We start from the raw sequence: 19,828 nt of genomic DNA, 5'->3' as shown, positions 1-19,828 counted from the left end.
CCCAGCCATTATCCCGCATGGCGGGACCCGATGACCAACATCAGTCGGCATCGCTTGCGCAACGCGCTTTCGCAAAACCACTCAATTCGGCGATCCGCCTGCGATACTTCGCCACCGCGCTCATACGCATGAAGCACAATTCTTTGACGCAGGTCACATACCGGCGCGTATGTCCGGCCTCCGCGATCTCCGCCATGCTGGCCTCGACACGATCGCATCGCCCGAGCCGCAGAGGGGACCTGACATGGCCGACACCGTGCTGTACGAGGTGAAGGACGGACTCGCGACCATCACGATCAACCGGCCCGAGGCCATGAACGCGATGAACGTCGAGGCCAAGGAGGCACTGCGGGACAGCGTGCGGGCCGCGGCGGCGGATGCGTCCGTACGGGCGGTCCTGCTGACCGCGACGGGGCGCGCCTTCTGCGTGGGCCAGGACCTCAAGGAGCACATCGAGCTCCTCGCGGCCGACCGGGAGTCGGGCTCCGGGGCCACGATGAACACCGTGCGCGAGCACTACAACCCGATCGTGCGGGCCCTCACGGAGATGCCGAAGCCGGTCGTCGCCGGCGTCAACGGGGTCGCGGCGGGCGCCGGTCTCGGATTCGCACTGGCGGCGGACTACCGGGTGGTCGCCGACACGGCGAAGTTCACCACCTCGTTCGCCGGGGTGGCGCTGACCGCCGACTCGGGCGTCTCGTGGACGCTGCCCCGGCTGGTCGGTGCGAGCCGCGCCGCCGATCTGCTGCTCTTCCCCCGGTCGGTCTCCGCCCAGGAGGCGTACGACCTGGGCATCGCGAACCGGCTCGTGCCCGCCGACGAGCTCGCCGCCGAGGCCGCCGCCGTCGCCCGGGCCCTGGCGGAGGGTCCGACCCTCGCCTACGCGGCGATCAAGGAGTCCCTGGCCTACGGGGCCGACCACTCGCTCGCGGAGACGCTGGAGAAGGAGGACGAGCTCCAGACCCGGGCCGGCGCTTCGGCGGACCACGGGATCGCGGTCCAGGCGTTCCTGGCCAAGGAGAAGCCGACGTACCTGGGGCGCTGATCCCGTCCGATCCGAACGACGCCCCTGGCTCAGGAGGCGACCGCCCGGCGGGCGACGCAGTCCGCCAGGTGGTCGTCCACGAGTCCGCACGCCTGCATCAGCGCGTACGCCGTCGTGGGGCCGATGAAGCGCAGGCCGCGCTTCTTCAGGGCCTTCGACAGGGCGGTGGACTCGTCCGTGACCGCCGGGACGTCCGCGAGGACGCGCGGCGCCGGGCGGGTGGCCGCGTCCGGTGCGTACGACCAGATCAGCGTGTCCAGCTCCCCGGCCGGCCACTCCGCGAGCACCCGGGCGTTGGCGAGGGTCGCCTCGATCTTGGCGCGGTTGCGGATGATCCCCGGATCGGCGAGCAGGCGCTCCTTGTCGGCGTCGCTGAACGCCGCGACCGCCGCGATCTTGAAGTCGGCGAAGGCCAGCCGGAAGGTGTGGCGGCGGCGCAGGATCGTGATCCACGACAGCCCGGACTGGAACGCCTCCAGGCTGAGCCGCTCGAACAGGGCGTCGTCGCCGTGGACCGGGCGGCCCCACTCCTCGTCGTGGTACGCCACGTAGTCCTCGGTCGACAGGCCCCAGGGGCAGCGGAGCCGCCCGTCCGGGCCGGCGATCGCACTGCTGCTCATCGCTCCTGCTCCTGCTCCTGCTCCTGCTCCTGCTCCTGCTCCTGCTCCTGCTCGGGGCCGTACTCGCCGTCGTGCCCGTGCTCGCGCTCGTGCTCGTGCTCGTGTCCGCGCTCGTCATCGGGGCCCTCGGCGGAGCTCCGGGCCGGGCCCTGGAAAGGCCGCTCGTCGACCGCCCCTCCCGGCCGCTTCTCGAAGAGACCGCCCGGGCGGTCGTCGAACAGCTCCGGCGGGCCGACCTCCCTCGCCTGCCGCCCGGCCAGCGCCGCCTCCAATTCGGCGATCCTCGCGTCCCGCTCCGCGAGCTCCGCGCCGAGCCGATCGAGCACATCGTCGACGTCCGCCATGCGATAGCCCCTCGGCGTGACCGGCAGCCGCAGCGCCTCGACATCGGCGCGGCCCACCGGGCGCGTCACCGGCAGCGGGTCCACCAGCCGCTCCGGCGCCGCTTCCGTCAGAACCGCGCTCTCACCGCCGCCGACCACCGCGAGGGTGACCGCGGCGACCACCACGACCATCGCGATCAGCAAGAACCAGAACACAGCGTGCCTCTCCCCGGAGCTGGAATACCGTCCGCTGCCGATCGTGCCATGCCCCACTGACGGTGAGGCCCTGTGCGGTCGATCAGCCCGGCAGGATCGACCGCACAGGGCCTAAGGTCGCAGGTGACGGATCGCGAGGAGGAATCAGGGCATGCAGGGGATGCAGGGGATGCGCAGCGGGACTCTGCGGCTGGGACGACGCGAATTCGACGCGCACGAGCCGGTGATCATGGCGATCGTGAACCGGACCCCGGACTCCTTCTACGACCAGGGCGCGACGTTCCGCGACGAGCCCGCACTCGCCCGCGTCGAGCAGGCGGTGTCGGAGGGCGCCGCCATCATCGACATCGGCGGCGTGAAGGCGGGACCCGGCGAGGAGGTGACCGCCCAGGAGGAGGCACGCCGCACGGTCGGCTTCGTCGCCGAGGTGCGCCGGCGCTTCCCGGACGTGGTGATCAGCGTCGACACCTGGCGGCACGACGTGGGCGCGGCCGTCTGCGAGGCGGGCGCGGACCTGCTGAACGACGCGTGGGGCGGCGTCGATCCGAAGCTGGCCGAGGTGGCGGCGCGGTACGGGGTGGGCCTGGTGTGCACGCACGCGGGCGGCGCCGAGCCGCGCACGCGCCCGCACCGGATCGCCTACGACGACGTCATGGCGGACATCCTGCGGGTGACGAAGGGGCTGGCCGAGCGGGCGGCGGAGCTGGGGGTGCGCCGCGACGCGATCCTGATCGACCCGGGTCATGACTTCGGGAAGAACACCCGGCACTCGCTGGAGGCGACCCGGCGGCTCGGTGAGATGGCCGAGACGGGCTGGCCGGTGCTGGTCTCCCTGTCGAACAAGGACTTCGTCGGCGAGACGCTCGACCGGCCGGTGAAGGAACGGGTCATCGGCACGCTCGCGACGACCGCGGTGTCGGCGTGGCTGGGGGCGCGGGTGTACCGCGTGCACGAGGTGGCCGAGACCCGCCAGGTGCTGGACATGGTGGCGTCCATCGCGGGCCACCGCGCCCCGGCGGTGGCCCGTCGCGGCCTGGCCTGACCGGGACCTGACCAGGGTCCGGGCGCGACCCGGGCAGGGCCTGACCGGGGCCCGGGCGGAACCCGGACGGGGCCTGACCGGGGCCCGGGCGGAACCCGGACGGGGCCTGACCGGGGCCCGGGCGGGGCGCCCGGGCCGCCGTCCCGCCGCGCCTATGCCTCGTAGCCCTCGAAGGAGACCGGGGCCGGCGGGCCGGTCTCCTTGGTGACCAGGGCGACCGCCTCGTCCACGTCGTCCGTCACGTGGAAGAGCAGCAGGTCGCGCTGGGACGCCTTGCCCTGCGCGACGACCGTGTCACGCAGCCAGTCGACGAGGCCGGACCAGTACGCCGTGCCGAAGAGCACGATCGGGAAGCGGGTGACCTTGCGGGTCTGGACGAGCGTGAGGGCCTCGAAGAGCTCGTCCAGGGTGCCGAGGCCGCCGGGGAGCACGACGAAGCCCTGCGCGTACTTCACGAACATCGTCTTGCGGACGAAGAAGTAGCGGAAGTTCACGCCGATGTCGACGTGCGGGTTCAGCCCCTGCTCGAACGGCAGCTCGATGCCGAGCCCGACGGAGATGCCCTTGGCCTCGCGCGCGCCCTTGTTGGCCGCTTCCATCGCGCCCGGTCCGCCACCGGTGATCACGGCGAAGCCGGCATCGGCGAGCGCCCTGCCGATGCGGATGCCCGCGTCGTACTCCGAGCTGCCGGGAGCGGTGCGCGCGGAGCCGAAGACGCTGATGGCGCTGGGCAGTTCGGCGAGGGCGCCGAAACCCTCCACGAACTCCGACTGGATGCGCATGACCCGCCAGGGATCGGTGTGCACCCACTCGGAGTCGCCCTCGGTGTCCAGCAGGCGCTGGTCCGTGGTGCCGGGCTGGATCTGCTCCCTGCGGCGGACCACCGGGCCCAGTCGCTGCTCCTCCGGCCGCCGTGCTTCCTCGGGACTGCCCATGACCTGCTCCCTCCGGTGCGGTGCTCGTTCCAGGTCAGGGTAGGTCGAGAGAGGTGGACGGGAGCGAAATTCCGGAGGTCGGACAGTGAGAGGTCAGGCGGTGACGGCTCCGCGGCGCCGGTTGGCGCGGGCCTGCCCGCGCCGCGACGGCTCGTGCGGCGGCTCCACGACCGGCCTACGAGGTGAGCCAGTCCCGGAGCCGCCGCTCGCAGTGCGTGATCTTGTCGACGGCGACGTGCTCGTCCCGCTTGTGGGCGAAGATGGGGTCGCCGGGTCCGTAGTTCACGGCGGGGACCCCGAGCGCGCTGAACCGTGAGACGTCGGTCCAGCCGAACTTCGGCTGCGCCGTGCCGCCGACCGCCGCCATGAACGCGGCCGCCGCCGGGTGCGACAGCCCGGGCAACGCCCCGCCCGTGTGGTCGTCCACGATGAACTCGGCGACTCCGCAGTCCGCGAAGACCTCGCGGACGTGGGCCTCCGCCTCCGCCATGCTGCGGTCCGGCGCGTAGCGGTAGTTGACCACGACGGTGCACTCGTCGGGGATGACGTTCGTGGCGACGCCGCCCTCGATACCGACGGCGTTGAGCCCCTCGTGGTACTCGAGCCCGTCGATCACCGGGCGGCGCGGCTCGTAGTCGGCCAGACGGGCGAGGATCGGGCCGACCGCGTGAATGGCGTTGGAGCCCATCCAGCTGCGCGCGGAGTGTGCGCGCTCACCGGCCGTACGGAGATGAACGCGGAGCGTGCCCTGGCAGCCGCCTTCGACCTGTCCGTCGGACGGCTCCAGCAGGACGGCGAAGTCACCCTTCAGCCAGTCGGGGTGGGCGTCGGCCACATGCCCGAGACCGTTGAGGTGTGCAGCGACCTCTTCGTTGTCGTAGAAGACGAAGGTGAGGTCGCGGTTGGGTTCAGGGACGGTCGCGGCGATCCTCAGCTGGACGGCGACGCCCGACTTCATGTCCGAGGTGCCGCAGCCCCACAGGATGCCGTTCTCGTCCAGCCGGGAGGGGACGTTGTCGGCGATCGGCACCGTGTCGATGTGCCCGGCGAGGACGACCCGCTCGGCGCGCCCCAGGTCGGTGCGGGCGACGACGTTGTTGCCGTGCCGGTCGACCCTGAGGTGCGGCAGGGCGCGCAGCGCCTCCTCGATCGCGTCGGCGAGGGCCTTCTCATTGCCGCTGACGGAGGGGAAGTCGACGAGCCGGGCGGTCAGCGCCGGGCCGTCCAGGGTGAGATCGAGCGCGGTGTCGGACATGCCCACGACCCTAGCGTCCGCGCCGCGCGGCCCCGCCCCCCACCAGCACTTGGAGAGGTGGGGGCGCGGGCCGGTACGGTGGGCGGCGTGACCGAGACCGCCTCCCCCGCTCGGCGCGGCCGCCCACTGCGCATCGCGGCCGCGCTCATCGTGCTGCTGGCCCTCGTCGCGTATGTGGCGGTGCAGTACCTGAGCGGCGGCGGGGCGCCTCGGTGCGTCGTGCGTGCGACCGAAGGCTCGGGCTCCGGATCGGGCTCCGGCTCCGGCTCCGGCTCCGGCTCCGGTACGCAGTACGAGCTCACGCCCGAGATGGCCGCCAACGCCGCCACGATCTCGGCCGTCGGCACCACGCGCGGGATGCCGGAACGGGCGGTCACCATCGCGCTGGCGACGGCGCTCCAGGAGTCGGCGCTGCGCAACATCCGGCACGGCGACCGCGATTCGCTCGGTCTCTTCCAGCAGCGCCCTTCCATGGGCTGGGGAACCCCGCAGCAGATCCTCGACCCGGTGTACTCCGCCGGGCAGTTCTACGACCACCTCGCCAAGGTGCCCGGCTACTCGCGGCTGCCGCTGACCGAGGCGGCCCAGCGCGTGCAGCGCAGCGGCTTCCCGCAGGCGTACGCGAAGCACGAGCCGGACGCCTCGCTCCTCTCCGCCGCGCTCACCGGCCGCGCCTCCGCGGCGCTGACCTGCTCGGGCGGGCGCCAGACGGGCCCGGGCGACCTGGCGAAGGTGCGCTCCGAGCTGACGCGCTCCTTCGGCAAGGGCGTGCTGCCCGCCCGTGTGGAGGGGTCGTCCGAGCTGGCCCTCCCCGTAGCCGCGCCGACGGGCGCGGGCAGGGGCAAGGACGCGGCCTCCGCCTCGGGTTCGCAGCGCGGCTGGGAGCTGGCGCACTGGGCGGTCGCCCAGGCGGCCGCGCTGAACATCGAGGAGGTCTCGTACGCCGGGCGCGCGTGGAGCGCGAACGAGGCGGACGAGGGCTGGCGCGCGGCGGAGTCGGAAGCGGGCACGGGCGAGGTCACGATCCGCGTCGCCGCCCGCTAGGGAGCGTCTTCCGCCCGAAGGGCGGGCCCGGCGGCGTCTGGCGCGTGCGATCGCAAAGCGGAGGACGGAGTCTTCACAGCCCCGTCTGCCCCGCGACGCCTGGCATGCCCCCCCCAGAGCTTGCACCTGGGAGGTGCGCCACCCCCGTGGCCCTTCGGGCACGGGAGGTGCCCCACCGCATGGACACGACCTAGGGCCCGTCCGATGGAACAGGCTGGATCAGCGAGCGGATCATGGGGCTTCGGATCCAAGAGGGAGCAGGGAGACAACGCGGTGGGGGCCCCTCCCGTGCCCGAAGGGCTACGGGGGAGTCGGCGACCGACGACAACGCGGGAGACGGAGCCGCAGGGCGTCGCGAGCCCAGCATGACCCACCGGACACTCCTAGGCCCTCCGGCACATCCGCGAATCCCGCCCGGCGCGCGACGGGGTTTCCGCAGGGTCCCGCGACCGCAGTCGCCGTCACATTCCGTATCGCACACGCACCCGCCGATTCACTCATCAGTGGGCCCCGTTGCCTCAGCGGGCGATGTTTCTCCGGGCCGTTCGGACCCGTTCGACGAAAGTCGCCAATTCCCCTGGTCCGAAAGGGAAGTGACGGTTCAGCACCCTGCCCGTCCCCGCAATGTTCGCCCGTTTTTGTCCACAGCAGATAATGCGATGCATTGCCAATTCTTTACCTTCGGCCACCGCAACCATCACGGGCCCAAAGGCGGTTGTCACTGCGTCCGACCGCCGGACAGGCAACACCAACGTTCTCTCGTCGAAGGAGCATCATGTCCCTCCCCCTGACCCGCCGGATCGCCCGTGCCGCGCTGCTCGTCGCAGCCGGTGCAGCTCCCGTGGTCGGTGCGGCCGGCTCCGCAAGTGCCGTGGACCTTGCGCCCACCCAGAACCTGGGCGGCGGCCTGACCCAGGTCGACGGCGCCGTCGTCGGCGACACCGCGGACACCGCCACGCGGCAGGCGTCCGGCCTGGCGAACGAGGCGGGTGGCACGCTCGTCGGCGGTCTGCCGGCCACGAGCGACACCGTCCGCCAGGCGGCCGGCACCGGTATCCCCGCCGCGCAGGACACGGCCGGCGACACGGCCGGCAGCGCCGCCACCCTGCTGGGCGACACCACCGCGACGGCGACCCAGCACGCCGCGCCGTCCGCCGAGTCGCTGACCGCCGGCGGCATCCCGGACGCGGGCGCGCTGCTGCCCACCGGCACGACGCTCGGCCGGTGAGCCGGTCGGCAGCCCGGTAGCAGCCCGGCAGCGGTACGCGGAGGGGTCCTGGGGGGTGCGTAACTCCCCAGGACCCCTCCGTACGGCCTGCTACGGCCTGCTACGGCCCGCGCGCCGCCCCGCCTCAGCCGAGGCGCTTCACCGCCGCCTCCACGCGCTCGTCCGTCGCCGTGAAGGCCACCCGCACGAACCGCTCGCCCGCAGCCCCGTAGAAGTCCCCCGGGGCCACGAGAACGCCCAGCTCGGCCATGTGCCCGACGGTCTCCCAGCAGGGCTCGCCGCGGGTCGCCCACAGATAGAGGCTCGCCTCGCTGTGCTCGATCCGGAAGCCGTGCTTCAGCAGCGCCTCACGGAGGGCCTCCCGCCGCGCCGCGTACCGCGCCCGCTGCTCCGCCACATGCACGTCGTCGCCGAGCGCCGCGACCGTCGCCGCCTGCACCGGTGCGGGCGTCATCATGCCGCCGTGCTTGCGGATCTGGAGCAGCTCGCCCAGCACGGCCGCGTCCCCCGCGATGAACGCGGCGCGGTACCCCGCCAGGTTCGAGCGCTTGGAGAGCGAGTGGACGGACACGATGCCCTCGTACGTGCCACCGCAGACGTCCGGGTGCAGGACGGAGACGGGCTCGGCCTCCCAGCCCAGCTCCAGGTAGCACTCGTCGCTGAAGACGAGCACACCGTGCTCGCGCGCCCAGGCCACGATCCGGGTCAGCTCGTCCTTGGCGATGACCCGACCGGTCGGGTTCGACGGGGAGTTCAGCCAGAGCAGCTTCAGCCCGGAGGGGTCGAGCCCGGCGCCCGCGGCGTCAGCAGCGAATGCCTCCGTGTCGTACACGACGGGCGTCGCCCCGCACAGTCGGGCGCCGACCTCGTACGTGGGGTACGCCAGCCGCGGATAGGCGACCTTGTCGCCGGGCCCCAGGCCCAGCTGGGTCGGCAGCCAGGCGACCAGTTCCTTGGAGCCCACCACCGGCAGCACGTTCGTGTGCGTGAAGGACACCGCGCCGAGCCTGCGCTCGCACCAGCCGACGATCGCGTCACGCAGCGCGGCGGTCCCCCACACCGTCGGATAGCCCGGCGAGTCCGCGGCCGCGACGAGGGCCTGCCGGATCAGGGCAGGGACCGGGTCGACGGGGGTGCCGACGGACAGGTCCACGATGCCGTCCGGGTGGGCGGCAGCGGTCGCCTTGTACGGCTCCAGCTTGTCCCACGGGAAGACGGGGAGGCGCGAAGAGACTGCACTCACGGGCGGGGGCTCACTTTCTCGTGCGTACGAAACGCCACGACCGAAACGCGGCGGCCGGGACGCGGCGGCCAGGACGTGGCGGCCGGGACGCCCCGGCCGAAACGCCACGGCCCCGCACGGCGGACGCACCGTACGGGACCGAGGTCGCGCGATCAGCCGTTCTGCGGCGGCAGAGCGGCGACGAAGGGGTGGTCGCGCTCGATCAGGCCCAGCTTGGAGGCGCCACCGGGCGAACCGAGCTCGTCGAAGAACTCGACGTTCGCCTTGTAGTAGTCCTTCCACTCCTCAGGAGTGTCGTCCTCGTAGAAGATCGCCTCGACCGGGCAGACCGGCTCACAAGCACCACAGTCGACGCACTCGTCCGGGTGGATGTACAAGGACCGCTGGCCCTCGTAGATGCAGTCGACGGGGCACTCCTCGATGCATGCCTTGTCCTTGACGTCGACACAAGGCTGCGCGATGACGTAGGTCACGCTGTCGTTCCTCCTCGGTAGGGCGCGGCGTCCGGTCTGCGGCTCGCCGCGGGGCTGCGCGGGAGCGCGGCGTCGTCGATGCCCGCACCTAGTATCTCCGTTCCTGGGGATGATCCGAACAGGAGGGGAGGACTGAGCTGTGGAATTCACTGCGGGCGGACGTCTGGAGGTCCGAATCACCCCGTCTGACGTGGGAAAACGTGTTTCGGTACGCCGACGCGCCGAACCCGGGACCGGGTCGGAAACGTTCACGGACACGGTCGGCGTTCTCACATCCTGGGACGATGCTGTGCTGCTGATCACACGAAGGACCGGGGAAACCGTCCGCATCCCGGAATCGTCGCTGGTCGCGGGCAAGGTTGTGCCCTCCGCGCCGGCCCGCAGACGCGGTCCCGCGGCCCCCTACGAGGAGCTGGCGCGGGTGTCGGCCCGGGCCTGGCAGCCGGTGGAGAGCGAGCCGCTCGGCGACTGGCTGCTGCGCGCGTCGTCCGGCTTCACCCGGCGGGCGAACTCGGCGCTGCCGCTCGGGGACCCGGGGCTGCCGCTGGACGAGGCCCTGACACGGGTCCGGGAGTGGTACGCGGAGCGCGAGCTTCCGGCGTACGTCCAGACCGCGACGGGGGCGGCGGACACGCAGGAGGCGCTCTGCGCGGAGCTGGAACGGCACGGCTGGGAGCGGGAGGTGTCGGCTGAGCTGCGCATCGGCGCGCTCGCGCCCGTCGGCGACCTGGACGCGGACGTGGAGCGGGTGCGGCTGGGGCGGTCCGTCGACGAGGCGTGGCTACGGCGCTACCAGCGGTCCGCTGCCCCTGGCCCTGGCCCTGGCCCTGGCCCTCATATGGTGCAGGTCCTGTCCAGCGGCCCGTCCGTGTGGTTCGCGACCATACCTGGCGCATCGGAGGTCCCCGCGGCGATCGGCCGTTGTGTGGTGGACGGCCGCTGGGCGGGCTTCATGGCGGTGGAGGTGGACCCCGCGTCCCGCAGGCAGGGCCTGGCGACAGCCGTGATGACGGCGCTTGCGCGCCGCGCCCTGGACGAGGGGGCCTCGGCCGCCTGGCTCCAGGTCGAGTCGGACAACGACGCGGCGCGGGCGCTGTACGAGGGGATGGGCTTCGCCGTCCATCACCACTACCACCATTTCCGGCACCCCCTCCGCTACTCCCGATCTTCCTGAGCGGGTACGAGACGCATATGCACCCCCCACACCACCCGGAGGCCACGCGGTGGAGGCGCCGGTTCGCCGAGGAGGCCCGCTCCGAACGGCCCGACCTCGCGACGCTGTGCCTGCTGGTGGGTGCGGAGGCCGACCCGGCACTGGACGAGGCGGGCCTGGACGCCGCCCAGATCGAACTGGACCGGCTTGCGGGGCTGCTGCCGTACGGCGCCGGGGAGCCGGAGTCCTGGGTCGCGGCCCTGGCCGCGCTCCTCGGCGAGCGCTGCGGCTTCCGCGGCACGCCCGGCTGCTACCAGCGCCTGGAGTCCTCCCTGCTCCACGAGGTGCTCCGGCGCCGCCGTGGGCTGCCCATCCTGCTCTCCGTCGTCTGGCTGGAGGTCGCCCGCCGGGCCGGTGCTCCCGTCTACGGCATCGCCCTCCCGGGCCACTTCGTCGTCGGCTTCGGCGACCCCGGGCGCCCGGTGCTGGCCGACCCCTTCGCGGGCGGCAGCCTGCTGACGGGCGCGGACGCCGAGCTCCTCGTCGTGGGCGCGACAGGCGCGCCTCTCGACCCCTCGATGCTGGTCCCGGCGACCCCGCTGCAGATCGTCCTGCGCATCCTCAACAACATCCGCGCCTGGTCCGCCGCGCGCCCGGAGCGCTCGGACGTCGCCCTGTGGGCGATCGACCTCTCCCTCCTCCTCCCCTCCCACCCCGCCCGCCTCCGCTTCGAGCGCGCCCAGCTGCTGGTGCAGCGCGGCGACTTCCTCACGGGGGCTTCGGAGATGGACGCGTACGCCGACATCCTCGCGGCGGTGGAACCCGCGACGGCCGCGACGATCAGACGCCGGGCCCGCGCGGCGCGTTCGATGCTGAACTGACGCCGTCGGCAAAGCGGTTCAGCGCCGCGAGCGCATGGCCGCGTGCGGTGTCGTTCCCCATGTGCCCCGAGTCCTCCACGACGATCAGCTCGGCATCGGGCCAGGCGCGGCAGAGCTCCCAGGCGGTGTGCAGCGGACCGGCCATGTCGAGCCGGCCGTGGACCAGCACGCCCGGAATGCCCGCCAGGCGGTGGGCGTCGCGCAGCAGGGCGCCTTCTTCCAGCCATGCGCCGTGGGAGAAGTAGTGGGAGCAGATGCGCACCAGGGCGAGTCGGGCCGCCGAGGGCCTGTCGCTGTACGGGTTGGAGGCGCCCTTCGTCTCCGCGGACACGACGGCGTCCTCCCAGGCGCACCAGTCGGCCGTGGCCTTGGCCCTGACCGCGGGGTCGGCGTGCCCGGCCAGGGCGGCGTAGGCCGCGACGAGGTCGCCGTCGCGCGGTGTTCCGGGGGCGCCGGCGAGGAAACGGTCCCACTGCTCGGGGAAGAAGCGGCCGACGCCTCGGTAGAGCCAGTCGCTCTCGGAGCGGCGGGTGGTGGTGACGCCGGTGATGACGATCTCGGAGACGCGCTCCGGGTGCTGCTCGGCGTAGGCCAGGATCAGCGTGGAGCCCCACGAGCCGCCGTACAGCAGCCATTTGCCGACGTCCAGGTGCTCCCGCAGCAGCTCCATGTCGGCGATCAGATGCCGGGTGGTGTTGTGGCTCATGTCCGTCGAGGGGTCGCTCGCGTGCGGTGTGCTGCTGCCGCATCCCCGCTGGTCGAACAGGACGATCCGGTACCGGTCCGGGTCGAAGTGCCTGCGCGCAACGGTCCCGCACCCCGATCCCGGTCCGCCGTGGACGACGAGCGCGGCTTTGCCCTCGGGATTGCCGCAGACTTCCCAGTACACGAGGTTGCCGTCGCCGACGTCGAGCATCCCGGTCTCGTAGGGTTCGATCGGCGGGTACAGGTGATCCACTTCTCGTACTCCTCCACTCGCGGCGAGAGCCCCCCGCCCGAGGTTCGGGCGGGGGGCTCCGGGGCGGCCGGTGTCTCAGCCCTGGGGGTTGAGTTCGATCGTCTGGGTGCGCTCGGCCGGGGTCTTGCCGAGGAGCGCCTTCTGCATCGCGGAGGCGACGTCGTCGGCCGAGACCGGGTACTCCTTGCCGTCGCCCTTGGTGATCGTGATCCCGTCGAAGGCGCCGTCCAGCAGTTCGTCGATGGCCTGCTTGTTGTAGACCTCGACGAGCCGGCCGTCGATCGCCTTCATGGAAAGGATCTTCGGGAGCGAGCGCGCCGGGCCGAACTGGATCTCCTTGCCGCCCGCCTTGATCGTGACCAGGCCGGACATCGCGGGCTCGGCGAACTCCTTCATCGCCCGGTCCAGTTCGGCCTTGGTGATGGTGGGCTCGCGGGTGCCGACCGGCAGCTCGACCACGTTCGTCGTGCCGGTCTCGACCTGGGCGCGGTACGCGTCCCTGACCGAGATCGTCGACTGACCGATGTCCAGGGCCTTGCCGGCCTTGCCCGGTACGGCGATGACCTTGTTGGGCTCGAAGCGGATCGTGCCCTCGCTGGCCGTGCCGGAGGTGCCCGCCAGGTCGGCGAGGGCGACCTGCAGCTTCTCCTCGTCGACCGGGATGACCGGCTGGGTCTCCCGCTCGCCGCCGAAGAGGGTGCCGATGACGGAGACCGGGTTGTAGTCGCTGCCGGCGGCGTCGCGGACGGTGGCCTGGCTGTCCAGGCTGAGACCCGCCTTGTCCGGGGCCAGCTGGGCCTTCTTGCCGTCCACCGTGAGCTGGAGGGGGGCCTTGGTCCGCTCGCCCAGCGCCGATTCGAGCGTGGCGACCGCGTCCGCCTTCGTGCCGCCGCCGATGTCGACGCCGAGGACTGTGGTGCCCTTGGGGACCTCGGAGTGGTTCAGCAGCAGGCCCGCGCCGTACGCGACGACGAGCACGCCGAACACGCCCGCGCCGGCCAGGACCAGCTTGGACCGGCCCTTCTTGGCGGCGGAACGGGAGGACGACGAGGCCCCGGGCCCCGGCGCGGCCGGGGAAGGGGACGGCGACGGGCCGGGCGCGACGTGCGCCGGCGTGGCCGGGCCGGGGAAGTCCGGCGCCGAGAAGTCGCCGGGGCCGGAGGGCGGCCAAGGTGCCGCGTCCGGGCCGCTCTGGCCCGGTACGAGGGGCGCGAACGGCGAACGGTGCTCCGGGGAGGGAACCACCGGGATGCCGCTCGTGAGCGTGTCACCCGAGACATTGCCGCCAGGGGCCGAGGGACCCGGTCCCTGGCCCATGCCCATGCCCGAGCCCGGACCCGCGTGCTTCTGCGGGGTCAGCACGGCCGTGTCGTCGCTCATCTGCGGCACACCGCCACCGGCCCCGGGGGCGAACGGCGAACTGCCGCTGGCCGGACCCGTCGTGGGGCCGGTGGGTCCCGGCCGGCCCTGGGCGCCGGGCGGGCGCACACCGAACGGCGGCGTGCCGCGGCCGACACCCGGCGCGTCCGCCTGGGCCGCGAGGTCGCTCAGCGAGCCACCGGGACGCGGCCCGCGGGGACCACCGGGCGCACCCGGACCACCCGGTCCGCCGGGACCGGCATGCGGATTCGGCCCGTCGGGAGCGGCCGCCGGACCCGGAACGGGAGCGGACGGCGCCGAAGGGGCGGGCGGCGCGGCCGGTGCAGGGGCCGGCGCCTTGCGCGGCGCGAACCAGTCGCTGGTCTTCTCCTCGGCCGGCTTCTCCGCCGCGGGCGGCGGCACCTCCGCGCGCGGACCGGCGCCACCCCGCGCGGCCGGTGCGTCCGTGACTCCCGAGGGCCGCGGCGTGGCGCCGGTGCGCTCCGCCGCCCGCTCGCCCTCGCGGCCGTTCGCACCGCCGGCACCGCCCGTGCCGGGCGCACCGTTCGGGCCGCCCGCGTTCTTGCGCGCGTCGATGTCGCTCATCGGCGTACGCATGACGACCGGCGGAATCGGCCGCGAACCCGGGATGTTGATCCGGATGCGCGTGGTCAGCGTGGTCTCGGTCTTGGGCTCGTCCGGCTGCGGAGAGGCCGCAGGCTCGGCTCTCTCGTCCGGAGCGTCCTGCGTGGGGTGCAGCGACGGATACTGGCGGGATCCGTACGGCGGTGTCCCCGAGGGGTACGCGGCTCCGCCCCGGCCCTGCGGGCCGGAGGACGAACTCTCAGTTTCACGACTCAAAGCAGGTTCTCCCGATTGGCTCCGCCGCCCGTTCTTTCTGGTACCACTGCGGGCGGCTCGGCGGCGCGCACCACCATACTGGCCGCCGCCGGTCCGCACCCCGCGACTGGGGGAAGCGGGGTTCCGCACCGGCCCAGGTGTGCGTGGTCATTTCGGCCTGAGACAGGACACGTCACGTGCCAAGTCGGCCGTCGGAGGCGCCCGATTGCGGCAACCGCGTCATCGTGGCGCAGATCACAGCCACGGCCATTCCGCCCAGCAGGAAGACGATCTCGCCGAGACCACCCGCGAAAAGACCGTCGCCCTCCGGGCGCCCCGCGCTCAGCAGCAGCACCGCCACGATCCAGCCACCCGCGGGGGCGAGGACGCCCAGCTGGGTGCCGGCGGTGCGCAGTCCGCCGTAGAACGCCCCCGCCGTACCGAGCAGCGCCAGCAGCAACCCGCCCGGGAACCAGGCGGTTTGGACCAGCGAGCCGGCGGTCCCCACCACGAAGCCGAGGACGGCGAGGCCGAGGTAGGCGGCGATCCGTCCGGGTCTCGGGGAACCCGTCAGCCACGCTCCGGGCTCGGTCATGACGCCACTCCCTCGAACAGGTCGCTCTCACGCTCACCGGCGGGTGCGCCGGATTCGCCACGGACCAACTGGTAGTACTCGCTGGTGAACAGGGGCTGGCCGAGGTCGTTCGACAGCGCGAAGAAGGGGCCGTCGACCGCGATCTGGGTGGCGTGGGCGCGCATCGCCGCCGCCTTCCGGCCGGTGTACGCGGTGCCGTCGATCCCGGCGGTGATCTCCGAGTCGTCCACGACGCCGGGAATGTCGCCGACTTCCGCGATGCCGGGGAATGCCACGGCCGTCCCGGATTCGGCCGCCATGGCCCGCAGGCGTGCGAAGCCCTCCTCGGCGACTGAGCGCGGCACCCGGTTCCAGTAGATCTTGGCGATGGTGTGGGGGCTGCCGAGATCGCGGCGGAACGCCGGCTCGGCGGCGAGTTCGGCCGCCCGCATCGCGACACGGTGCGCCTGGATGTGGTCGGGGTGGCCGTAGCCGCCGTTGGGGTCGTACGTGACGAGGACCTGCGGCCGTACCGTGCGGATCACCTCGACGAGGTACGGGGCGGCCTCGTCGACGTCCGTGCTCCAGAAGGCACCGGGGCGCCGGTTCTGGGACAGGCCCATCATCCCGGAGTCGCGGAAGCGGCCGGGGCCGCCGAGGAAGCGGTGGTCCGAGACGCCCAGCTCGGCCATGGCGGCGGCCAGTTCGCCGATCCGGTGCGGACCGAGCCGGTCCTCCTTGTCGGCGGCGAGATGGGCGAGCTCGGGCGGGATGACCTCGCCCTCTTCGCCGAGGGTGCACGTCACGAGCGTGACATGGACGCCCTCGGCGGCGTACCGCGCCATGGTGGCGCCATTGTTGATCGACTCGTCGTCGGGGTGCGCGTGCACCAGCAGCAGACGACGGGCCGGCAGGTCCGGGTCCGTCATGGCCCCCAGCCTACGAGGCCGCGCGACCGGTCCCGGAAGCGGAAGCCCCTAGAACTTGATGCCGCCGATCATGCCCGCCACGTTCGTGGTCAGCTCGCTGATCGTGGGCGCGATGGACGAGCTGGCCAGATAGAAGCCGAGCAGCATGCACACGGCTGCGTGCCCGGCCTTCAGTCCCGCTTTCTTGACGAGCAGGAAGACGATGATCGCCAGCAGCACCACCGCCGAAATCGAGAGTGCCACGGCGGTTCACCTCCACAGATGGTCGACAGAAACACGGTCGGAAACGGTCAGCCTGCCTGTGCCGGGAGGTTCATACCCACCTGGCGGTACGGATCATAACTATCCGCTCGCACGCATTGATCGGAGCACGGCAGCACACGGGGGCGCACGGCACTAGATTCGGCCACATGACCTCCAGGCAGCAGCAGTCCCACCCGGCACCGGCCCCGCTCTCCTTCCCCCGCCAGTACGCCAGAACGCAGCGCTTCATGCTGGGCGCACCGCGTGCGTTCACGGTGTCGCCGGACGGCTCCCGGGTGGTGTTCCTGCGCTCCCCGTCAGGGACGGAGCGGGCCCACGGGCTGTGGGTGCTGGACCTCGAAGGGGAGGTGCGCGAGCGGGTCGCCGCGGATCCCGAGGCGCTGCTGGGCGGCGCCGAGGAGGAGTTGCCGGCCGAGGAGCGGGCGCGCCGGGAGCGCAGCCGTGAGGGGTCCGGCGGCATCGTGGGCTACGCCGTGGACAGCGAGGCGGAGTTGGCGGCCTTCGCGCTGTCGGGGCGGCTGTTCACGGCGGAGCTGCGGGCCGGGACGGCGCGTGAACTGCCCGCGGCGGGGCCGGTGATCGACCCGCGGCCGTCGCCGGACGGGCGGTTCGTGGCGTACGCGGCGAAGGGCGCGCTGCGGGTGATCGGCGCGGAGGGCGACGGGGACCGGGCCCTGGCCGAGCCGGAGAACGCGCGGACGACCTACGGCGTCGCGGAGTTCCTGGCGGCGGAGGAGATGGGCCGGACGCGCGGGTTCTGGTGGGGGCCCGGCAGCGACCGGCTGCTGGTGGCGCGCGTCGACGAGGAGCCCGTACAGCGCTGGTGGATGGCGGACCCGGCGCATCCGGACCGGGAGCCGGCGCCGGTCGCGTACCCGGCGGCGGGGACGGCCAACGCGGAGGTGCGGCTCTGTCTGGTGGGGCTCGACGGGGCGCGGACCGAGGTCGTCTGGGACCGGGAGCGGTATCCGTACCTCGCGCGTGTGCACTGGTCGACGTCGGGGGCGCCGCTGCTGCTCGTCCAGACCCGGGACCAGCGCACGGCGCTCCATCTCGCGGTGGACGAGGAGACGGGTGCGACGCGCACGGTGCACGTGGACGAGGACCCGGTGTGGGTGGAGCCGGCGGCCGGGGCGCCCGCCTGGGCCCCGGACGGGCGGCTGGTGCGGGTCGCGGACGAGGGCGGCGCGCGGGTCCTGGCGGTGGGTGACCGGCCGCTGACCGGGGCGCAGTTGCATGTGCGGGCGGTGCTGGACATCGGCGATTCGGATGTCCTGATCTCGGCGTCGGCGGGTGAGGAAGCGGAGCTGCCCGAGACCGGCGAGATCCATGTGTACCGGGTCAACGAGCTGGGCTTCGAGCGGGTCTCCGAGGGCGCGGGGGTGCACTCGGCCGTACGGTCGGGGGCGGTGACGGTGCTGGCGTCGGCGCGGCCGGAGGTGGGCGGGACGACGGTGCAGGTGCTGCGGGAGGGCAAGCAGGTCGCGGTGATCGCCTCGCACGCGGAGCGTGCGGTGCTGTCGGCCCGGGTGACCTTCACCGAGGGTGGCGCACGGCGCATTCCGTGCGCCGTGCTGCTGCCGACCGGGTACACGGAGTCGGACGGTGCACTCCCCGTGCTGCTGGACCCGTACGGCGGGCCGCACGGTCAGCGTGTGGTCGCGGCACACAATCCGCATCTCACCTCCCAGTGGTTCGCGGACCAGGGCTTCGCGGTGGTCGTCGCGGACGGGCGCGGCACGCCGGGCCGCTCGCCGGCCTGGGAGAAGGCGGTCAAGGACGACTTCACGCTGACCCTGGACGACCAGATCGACGCGCTGCGGGACCTGGCCGGGCGGTACCCGCTGGATCTCGGCCGGGTGGCGATCCGGGGCTGGTCGTACGGCGGCTATCTGGCCGCGCTGGCGGTGCTGCGGCGGCCGGACGTCTTCCACGCGGGGGTCGCGGGGGCACCGGTGACGGACTGGCGGCTGTACGACACCCATTACACGGAGCGGTATCTCGGCCTGCCGGGTGACCACCCTGAGGTGTACGCGGCGAACTCGCTCGTCACGGACGACGGTCTGAGCGGGGCGGTGGAGCCGACGAGGCCGCTGATGATCATCCATGGCCTCGCAGACGACAATGTGGTGATGGCCCACAGCCTCCGCCTGTCCTCGGCCCTGCTGGCGGCCGGGCGCCCCCATGAACTGCTGCCGCTCAGTGGAGTGACGCACATGACTCCGCAGGAGCAGGTGGCGGAGAACCTGCTGCTTCTACAAGTGGACTTCCTGAAGCGGGCGTTGGGCATGGCGTAACGCGTCCACCGGGCGCCGACAGGGCGAGACCCCGGGGCATGTGCTGCCCCGGGGTCTCGCCCTGTGCTTCGCTCGACCGTGTCGTCCCGTCTACGGCGTCCGGTCGAGACAGACGACGTAAGCGGTAAGGACGTTCGCCGACTCGCTCGTGACCTGCCACCCGGTGGGCTCGGCACCCTGGACCGCGGGGATCGGCCCGTCGTAGTCGACGGTCGAGTCGGTCGCAGGGTCGAAGCCCCCTCCGGTGGCGAGGTCACCCTCCTCACACTCGACGCTCGACTCGTTGGCCGCCGGAGTCTGGTCGATGTTGATGTAGCCGACGAGAGCGGCCTGGTCGCCCTGGAAACCCTGCGGACCCTGCACACCGGTGCTGCCCTGCACACCCTGCGCGCCTTGCGCACCGGCGGTGCCCTGCGTGCCCTGAGCACCGGTGTCACCTTGCACGCCCTGCGCACCAGTGGCACCGGTGGCACCCTGCGCGCCCTGCGCACCGGTGTCACCCTGCGTGCCCTGAGCACCAGTCTCGCCTTGCACACCCTGCGCACCGGTCCCACCGGTAGCACCCTGCGGACCCGCGTCACCCTGCGGACCCTGCGCGCCGGTCGCACCATCAGCACCGGCGTCGCCCTGCGGACCCTGCACACCACGCCGATGTCACCCTGCGGCCCCTGGGCGCCGGTCGCACCCGGGTCGCCCTGAGGGCCTGCCGCACCGGTCGTGCCGGGGACCCTGCGGCCCCTGCACACCCACACCGATGTCGCCCTGCGGCCCCTGGGCGCCGGTCGCACCCGGAACCCCCTGCGTTCCCTGCGGACCCTGCTCACCGACGCCGTCGCCCTCCGGGCCCTGTGGGCCTTGCGCGCCGACGTCGCCCTGTGGGCCCTGCGTACCGACACCGATGTCGCCCTGCGGTCCCTGGGAACCCGGGACACCCTGCGGGCCCTGCGGCCCGACCTTGCCCCGGTCCCCCTTCGACCCGCGGTCTCCCTTGGGCCCACGGTCCCCCTTCGGCCCGCGGTCGCGGTCATCGTCGCGGTCGGCGGACGTGACGCCGTTCGGACCGGGCAGTCCAAGGCTGTGCCCGTGACCAGCCCTCTGGATGGCGTCTGCGAAAGCCGCGGTACTCGGAACGACGTTGAGCGCCAGGGC

The 19,828-nt window shown here is 72.8% G+C and carries 21 protein-coding genes; 8 read left to right on the top strand and 13 right to left on the bottom strand.

Annotation, left to right across the window (positions count from 1 at the left end; genetic code table 11):
- Nucleotides 1–40: 40 nt before the first annotated feature.
- Nucleotides 41–196 (bottom strand): hypothetical protein, encoded by a 156-nt coding sequence (locus tag KK483_RS23750; RefSeq protein WP_262007263.1) that lies wholly within the window; start codon nucleotides 194–196, stop codon nucleotides 41–43.
- A gap of 48 nt (nucleotides 197–244) precedes the next feature.
- On the opposite strand from KK483_RS23750, the gene KK483_RS23745 reads away from it, so the two are divergent.
- Nucleotides 245–1,045: an enoyl-CoA hydratase/isomerase family protein gene (locus tag KK483_RS23745; protein WP_262007262.1), complete on the top strand. Its 801-nt coding sequence runs from the start codon at nucleotides 245–247 to the stop codon at nucleotides 1,043–1,045.
- A 29-nt stretch (nucleotides 1,046–1,074) separates the two neighbouring features.
- Here the strand turns inward: KK483_RS23745 and KK483_RS23740 are convergent, their stop codons facing one another.
- On the bottom strand, nucleotides 1,075–1,665 hold the full coding sequence (locus KK483_RS23740; RefSeq protein WP_262007261.1) for a DNA-3-methyladenine glycosylase I: 591 nt from the start codon (nucleotides 1,663–1,665) through the stop codon (nucleotides 1,075–1,077).
- Nucleotides 1,662–2,204 (bottom strand): DivIVA domain-containing protein, encoded by a 543-nt coding sequence (locus tag KK483_RS35545; RefSeq protein WP_399014677.1) that lies wholly within the window; start codon nucleotides 2,202–2,204, stop codon nucleotides 1,662–1,664. Before KK483_RS35545 ends, KK483_RS23740 begins: the two co-directional genes overlap by 4 nt.
- Nucleotides 2,205–2,373: 169 nt before the next feature.
- Here KK483_RS35545 and folP point away from each other — a divergent pair, with 169 nt between their 5' ends.
- A complete protein-coding gene (gene folP, locus KK483_RS23730) occupies nucleotides 2,374–3,246 on the top strand; it encodes a dihydropteroate synthase (protein ID WP_262009661.1) in 873 nt (290 codons plus the stop codon).
- A 152-nt stretch (nucleotides 3,247–3,398) separates the two neighbouring features.
- Here the strand turns inward: folP and KK483_RS23725 are convergent, their stop codons facing one another.
- Both KK483_RS23725 and dapE read right to left on the bottom strand, forming a co-directional pair.
- Nucleotides 3,399–4,181: a TIGR00730 family Rossman fold protein gene (locus tag KK483_RS23725; protein ID WP_262007260.1), complete on the bottom strand. Its 783-nt coding sequence runs from the start codon at nucleotides 4,179–4,181 to the stop codon at nucleotides 3,399–3,401.
- A gap of 175 nt (nucleotides 4,182–4,356) precedes the next feature.
- Nucleotides 4,357–5,436 (bottom strand): succinyl-diaminopimelate desuccinylase, encoded by a 1,080-nt coding sequence (gene dapE / locus KK483_RS23720; RefSeq protein WP_262007259.1) that lies wholly within the window; start codon nucleotides 5,434–5,436, stop codon nucleotides 4,357–4,359.
- An 87-nt stretch (nucleotides 5,437–5,523) separates the two neighbouring features.
- On the opposite strand from dapE, the gene KK483_RS23715 reads away from it, so the two are divergent.
- Nucleotides 5,524–6,480, top strand: coding sequence for a hypothetical protein (locus tag KK483_RS23715; protein ID WP_262007258.1), 957 nt, complete (start codon nucleotides 5,524–5,526; stop codon nucleotides 6,478–6,480).
- Between the two features lie 775 nt (nucleotides 6,481–7,255).
- Nucleotides 7,256–7,708, top strand: a complete 453-nt coding sequence (locus tag KK483_RS23710; RefSeq protein WP_262007256.1) for an ATP-binding protein — start codon at nucleotides 7,256–7,258, stop codon at nucleotides 7,706–7,708.
- 124 nt (nucleotides 7,709–7,832) lie between these two features.
- Here KK483_RS23710 and dapC read toward each other — a convergent pair whose 3' ends face one another.
- Together dapC and fdxA are read right to left on the bottom strand one after the other, a co-directional pair.
- Nucleotides 7,833–8,951 carry a succinyldiaminopimelate transaminase gene (dapC, locus tag KK483_RS23705; protein ID WP_262007254.1) on the bottom strand — a complete coding sequence of 373 codons (1,119 nt, stop codon included), beginning with the start codon at nucleotides 8,949–8,951 and terminating at the stop codon, nucleotides 7,833–7,835.
- Nucleotides 8,952–9,103: 152 nt separating this feature from the next.
- Complete coding sequence (fdxA, locus tag KK483_RS23700; RefSeq protein ID WP_242329678.1) at nucleotides 9,104–9,424, bottom strand: ferredoxin; 321 nt, start codon at nucleotides 9,422–9,424, stop codon at nucleotides 9,104–9,106.
- A 139-nt stretch (nucleotides 9,425–9,563) separates the two neighbouring features.
- On the opposite strand from fdxA, the gene KK483_RS23695 reads away from it, so the two are divergent.
- Both KK483_RS23695 and KK483_RS23690 read left to right on the top strand, forming a co-directional pair.
- Entirely contained in the window at nucleotides 9,564–10,598 is a 1,035-nt protein-coding gene (locus KK483_RS23695; RefSeq protein WP_262007251.1) for a GNAT family N-acetyltransferase, read from the top strand.
- A 17-nt stretch (nucleotides 10,599–10,615) separates the two neighbouring features.
- A complete protein-coding gene (locus KK483_RS23690) occupies nucleotides 10,616–11,458 on the top strand; it encodes a transglutaminase-like domain-containing protein (protein ID WP_262007249.1) in 843 nt (280 codons plus the stop codon).
- Here KK483_RS23690 and pip read toward each other — a convergent pair.
- The 5 genes from pip to KK483_RS23665 form a co-directional block, all read right to left on the bottom strand.
- A complete protein-coding gene (gene pip, locus KK483_RS23685) occupies nucleotides 11,418–12,416 on the bottom strand; it encodes a prolyl aminopeptidase (protein WP_262007248.1) in 999 nt (332 codons plus the stop codon). The genes KK483_RS23690 and pip overlap by 41 nt on opposite strands.
- Nucleotides 12,417–12,491: 75 nt before the next feature.
- Nucleotides 12,492–14,636 carry a hypothetical protein gene (locus tag KK483_RS23680; protein ID WP_262007247.1) on the bottom strand — a complete coding sequence of 715 codons (2,145 nt, stop codon included), beginning with the start codon at nucleotides 14,634–14,636 and terminating at the stop codon, nucleotides 12,492–12,494.
- A 172-nt stretch (nucleotides 14,637–14,808) separates the two neighbouring features.
- Complete coding sequence (locus KK483_RS23675) at nucleotides 14,809–15,210, bottom strand: DUF6113 family protein (protein WP_262007246.1); 402 nt, start codon at nucleotides 15,208–15,210, stop codon at nucleotides 14,809–14,811.
- Nucleotides 15,207–16,118 carry an N-acetyl-1-D-myo-inositol-2-amino-2-deoxy-alpha-D-glucopyranoside deacetylase gene (gene mshB / locus KK483_RS23670; protein WP_262007244.1) on the bottom strand — a complete coding sequence of 304 codons (912 nt, stop codon included), beginning with the start codon at nucleotides 16,116–16,118 and terminating at the stop codon, nucleotides 15,207–15,209. The genes KK483_RS23675 and mshB overlap by 4 nt, the downstream gene beginning before the upstream one ends.
- Nucleotides 16,119–16,166: 48 nt before the next feature.
- A complete protein-coding gene (locus KK483_RS23665; protein ID WP_262007242.1) occupies nucleotides 16,167–16,361 on the bottom strand; it encodes a hypothetical protein in 195 nt (64 codons plus the stop codon).
- Between the two features lie 167 nt (nucleotides 16,362–16,528).
- On the opposite strand from KK483_RS23665, the gene KK483_RS23660 reads away from it, so the two are divergent.
- Nucleotides 16,529–18,679, top strand: coding sequence for a S9 family peptidase (locus KK483_RS23660; protein WP_262007240.1), 2,151 nt, complete (start codon nucleotides 16,529–16,531; stop codon nucleotides 18,677–18,679).
- 90 nt (nucleotides 18,680–18,769) lie between these two features.
- Here KK483_RS23660 and KK483_RS23655 read toward each other — a convergent pair whose 3' ends face one another.
- On the bottom strand, nucleotides 18,770–19,060 hold the full coding sequence (locus tag KK483_RS23655; RefSeq protein ID WP_262007238.1) for a hypothetical protein: 291 nt from the start codon (nucleotides 19,058–19,060) through the stop codon (nucleotides 18,770–18,772).
- A gap of 12 nt (nucleotides 19,061–19,072) precedes the next feature.
- On the opposite strand from KK483_RS23655, the gene KK483_RS23650 reads away from it, so the two are divergent.
- Entirely contained in the window at nucleotides 19,073–19,378 is a 306-nt protein-coding gene (locus KK483_RS23650; protein WP_262007237.1) for a hypothetical protein, read from the top strand.
- Nucleotides 19,379–19,828: the final 450 nt, after the last annotated feature.

Source organism: Streptomyces sp. FIT100, assembly GCF_024584805.1.
Lineage (GTDB): Bacteria > Actinomycetota > Actinomycetes > Streptomycetales > Streptomycetaceae > Streptomyces.
The sequence above is the reverse complement of the archived record's forward strand: the minus strand, read 5'-3'. Positions and strand labels throughout refer to the sequence as shown.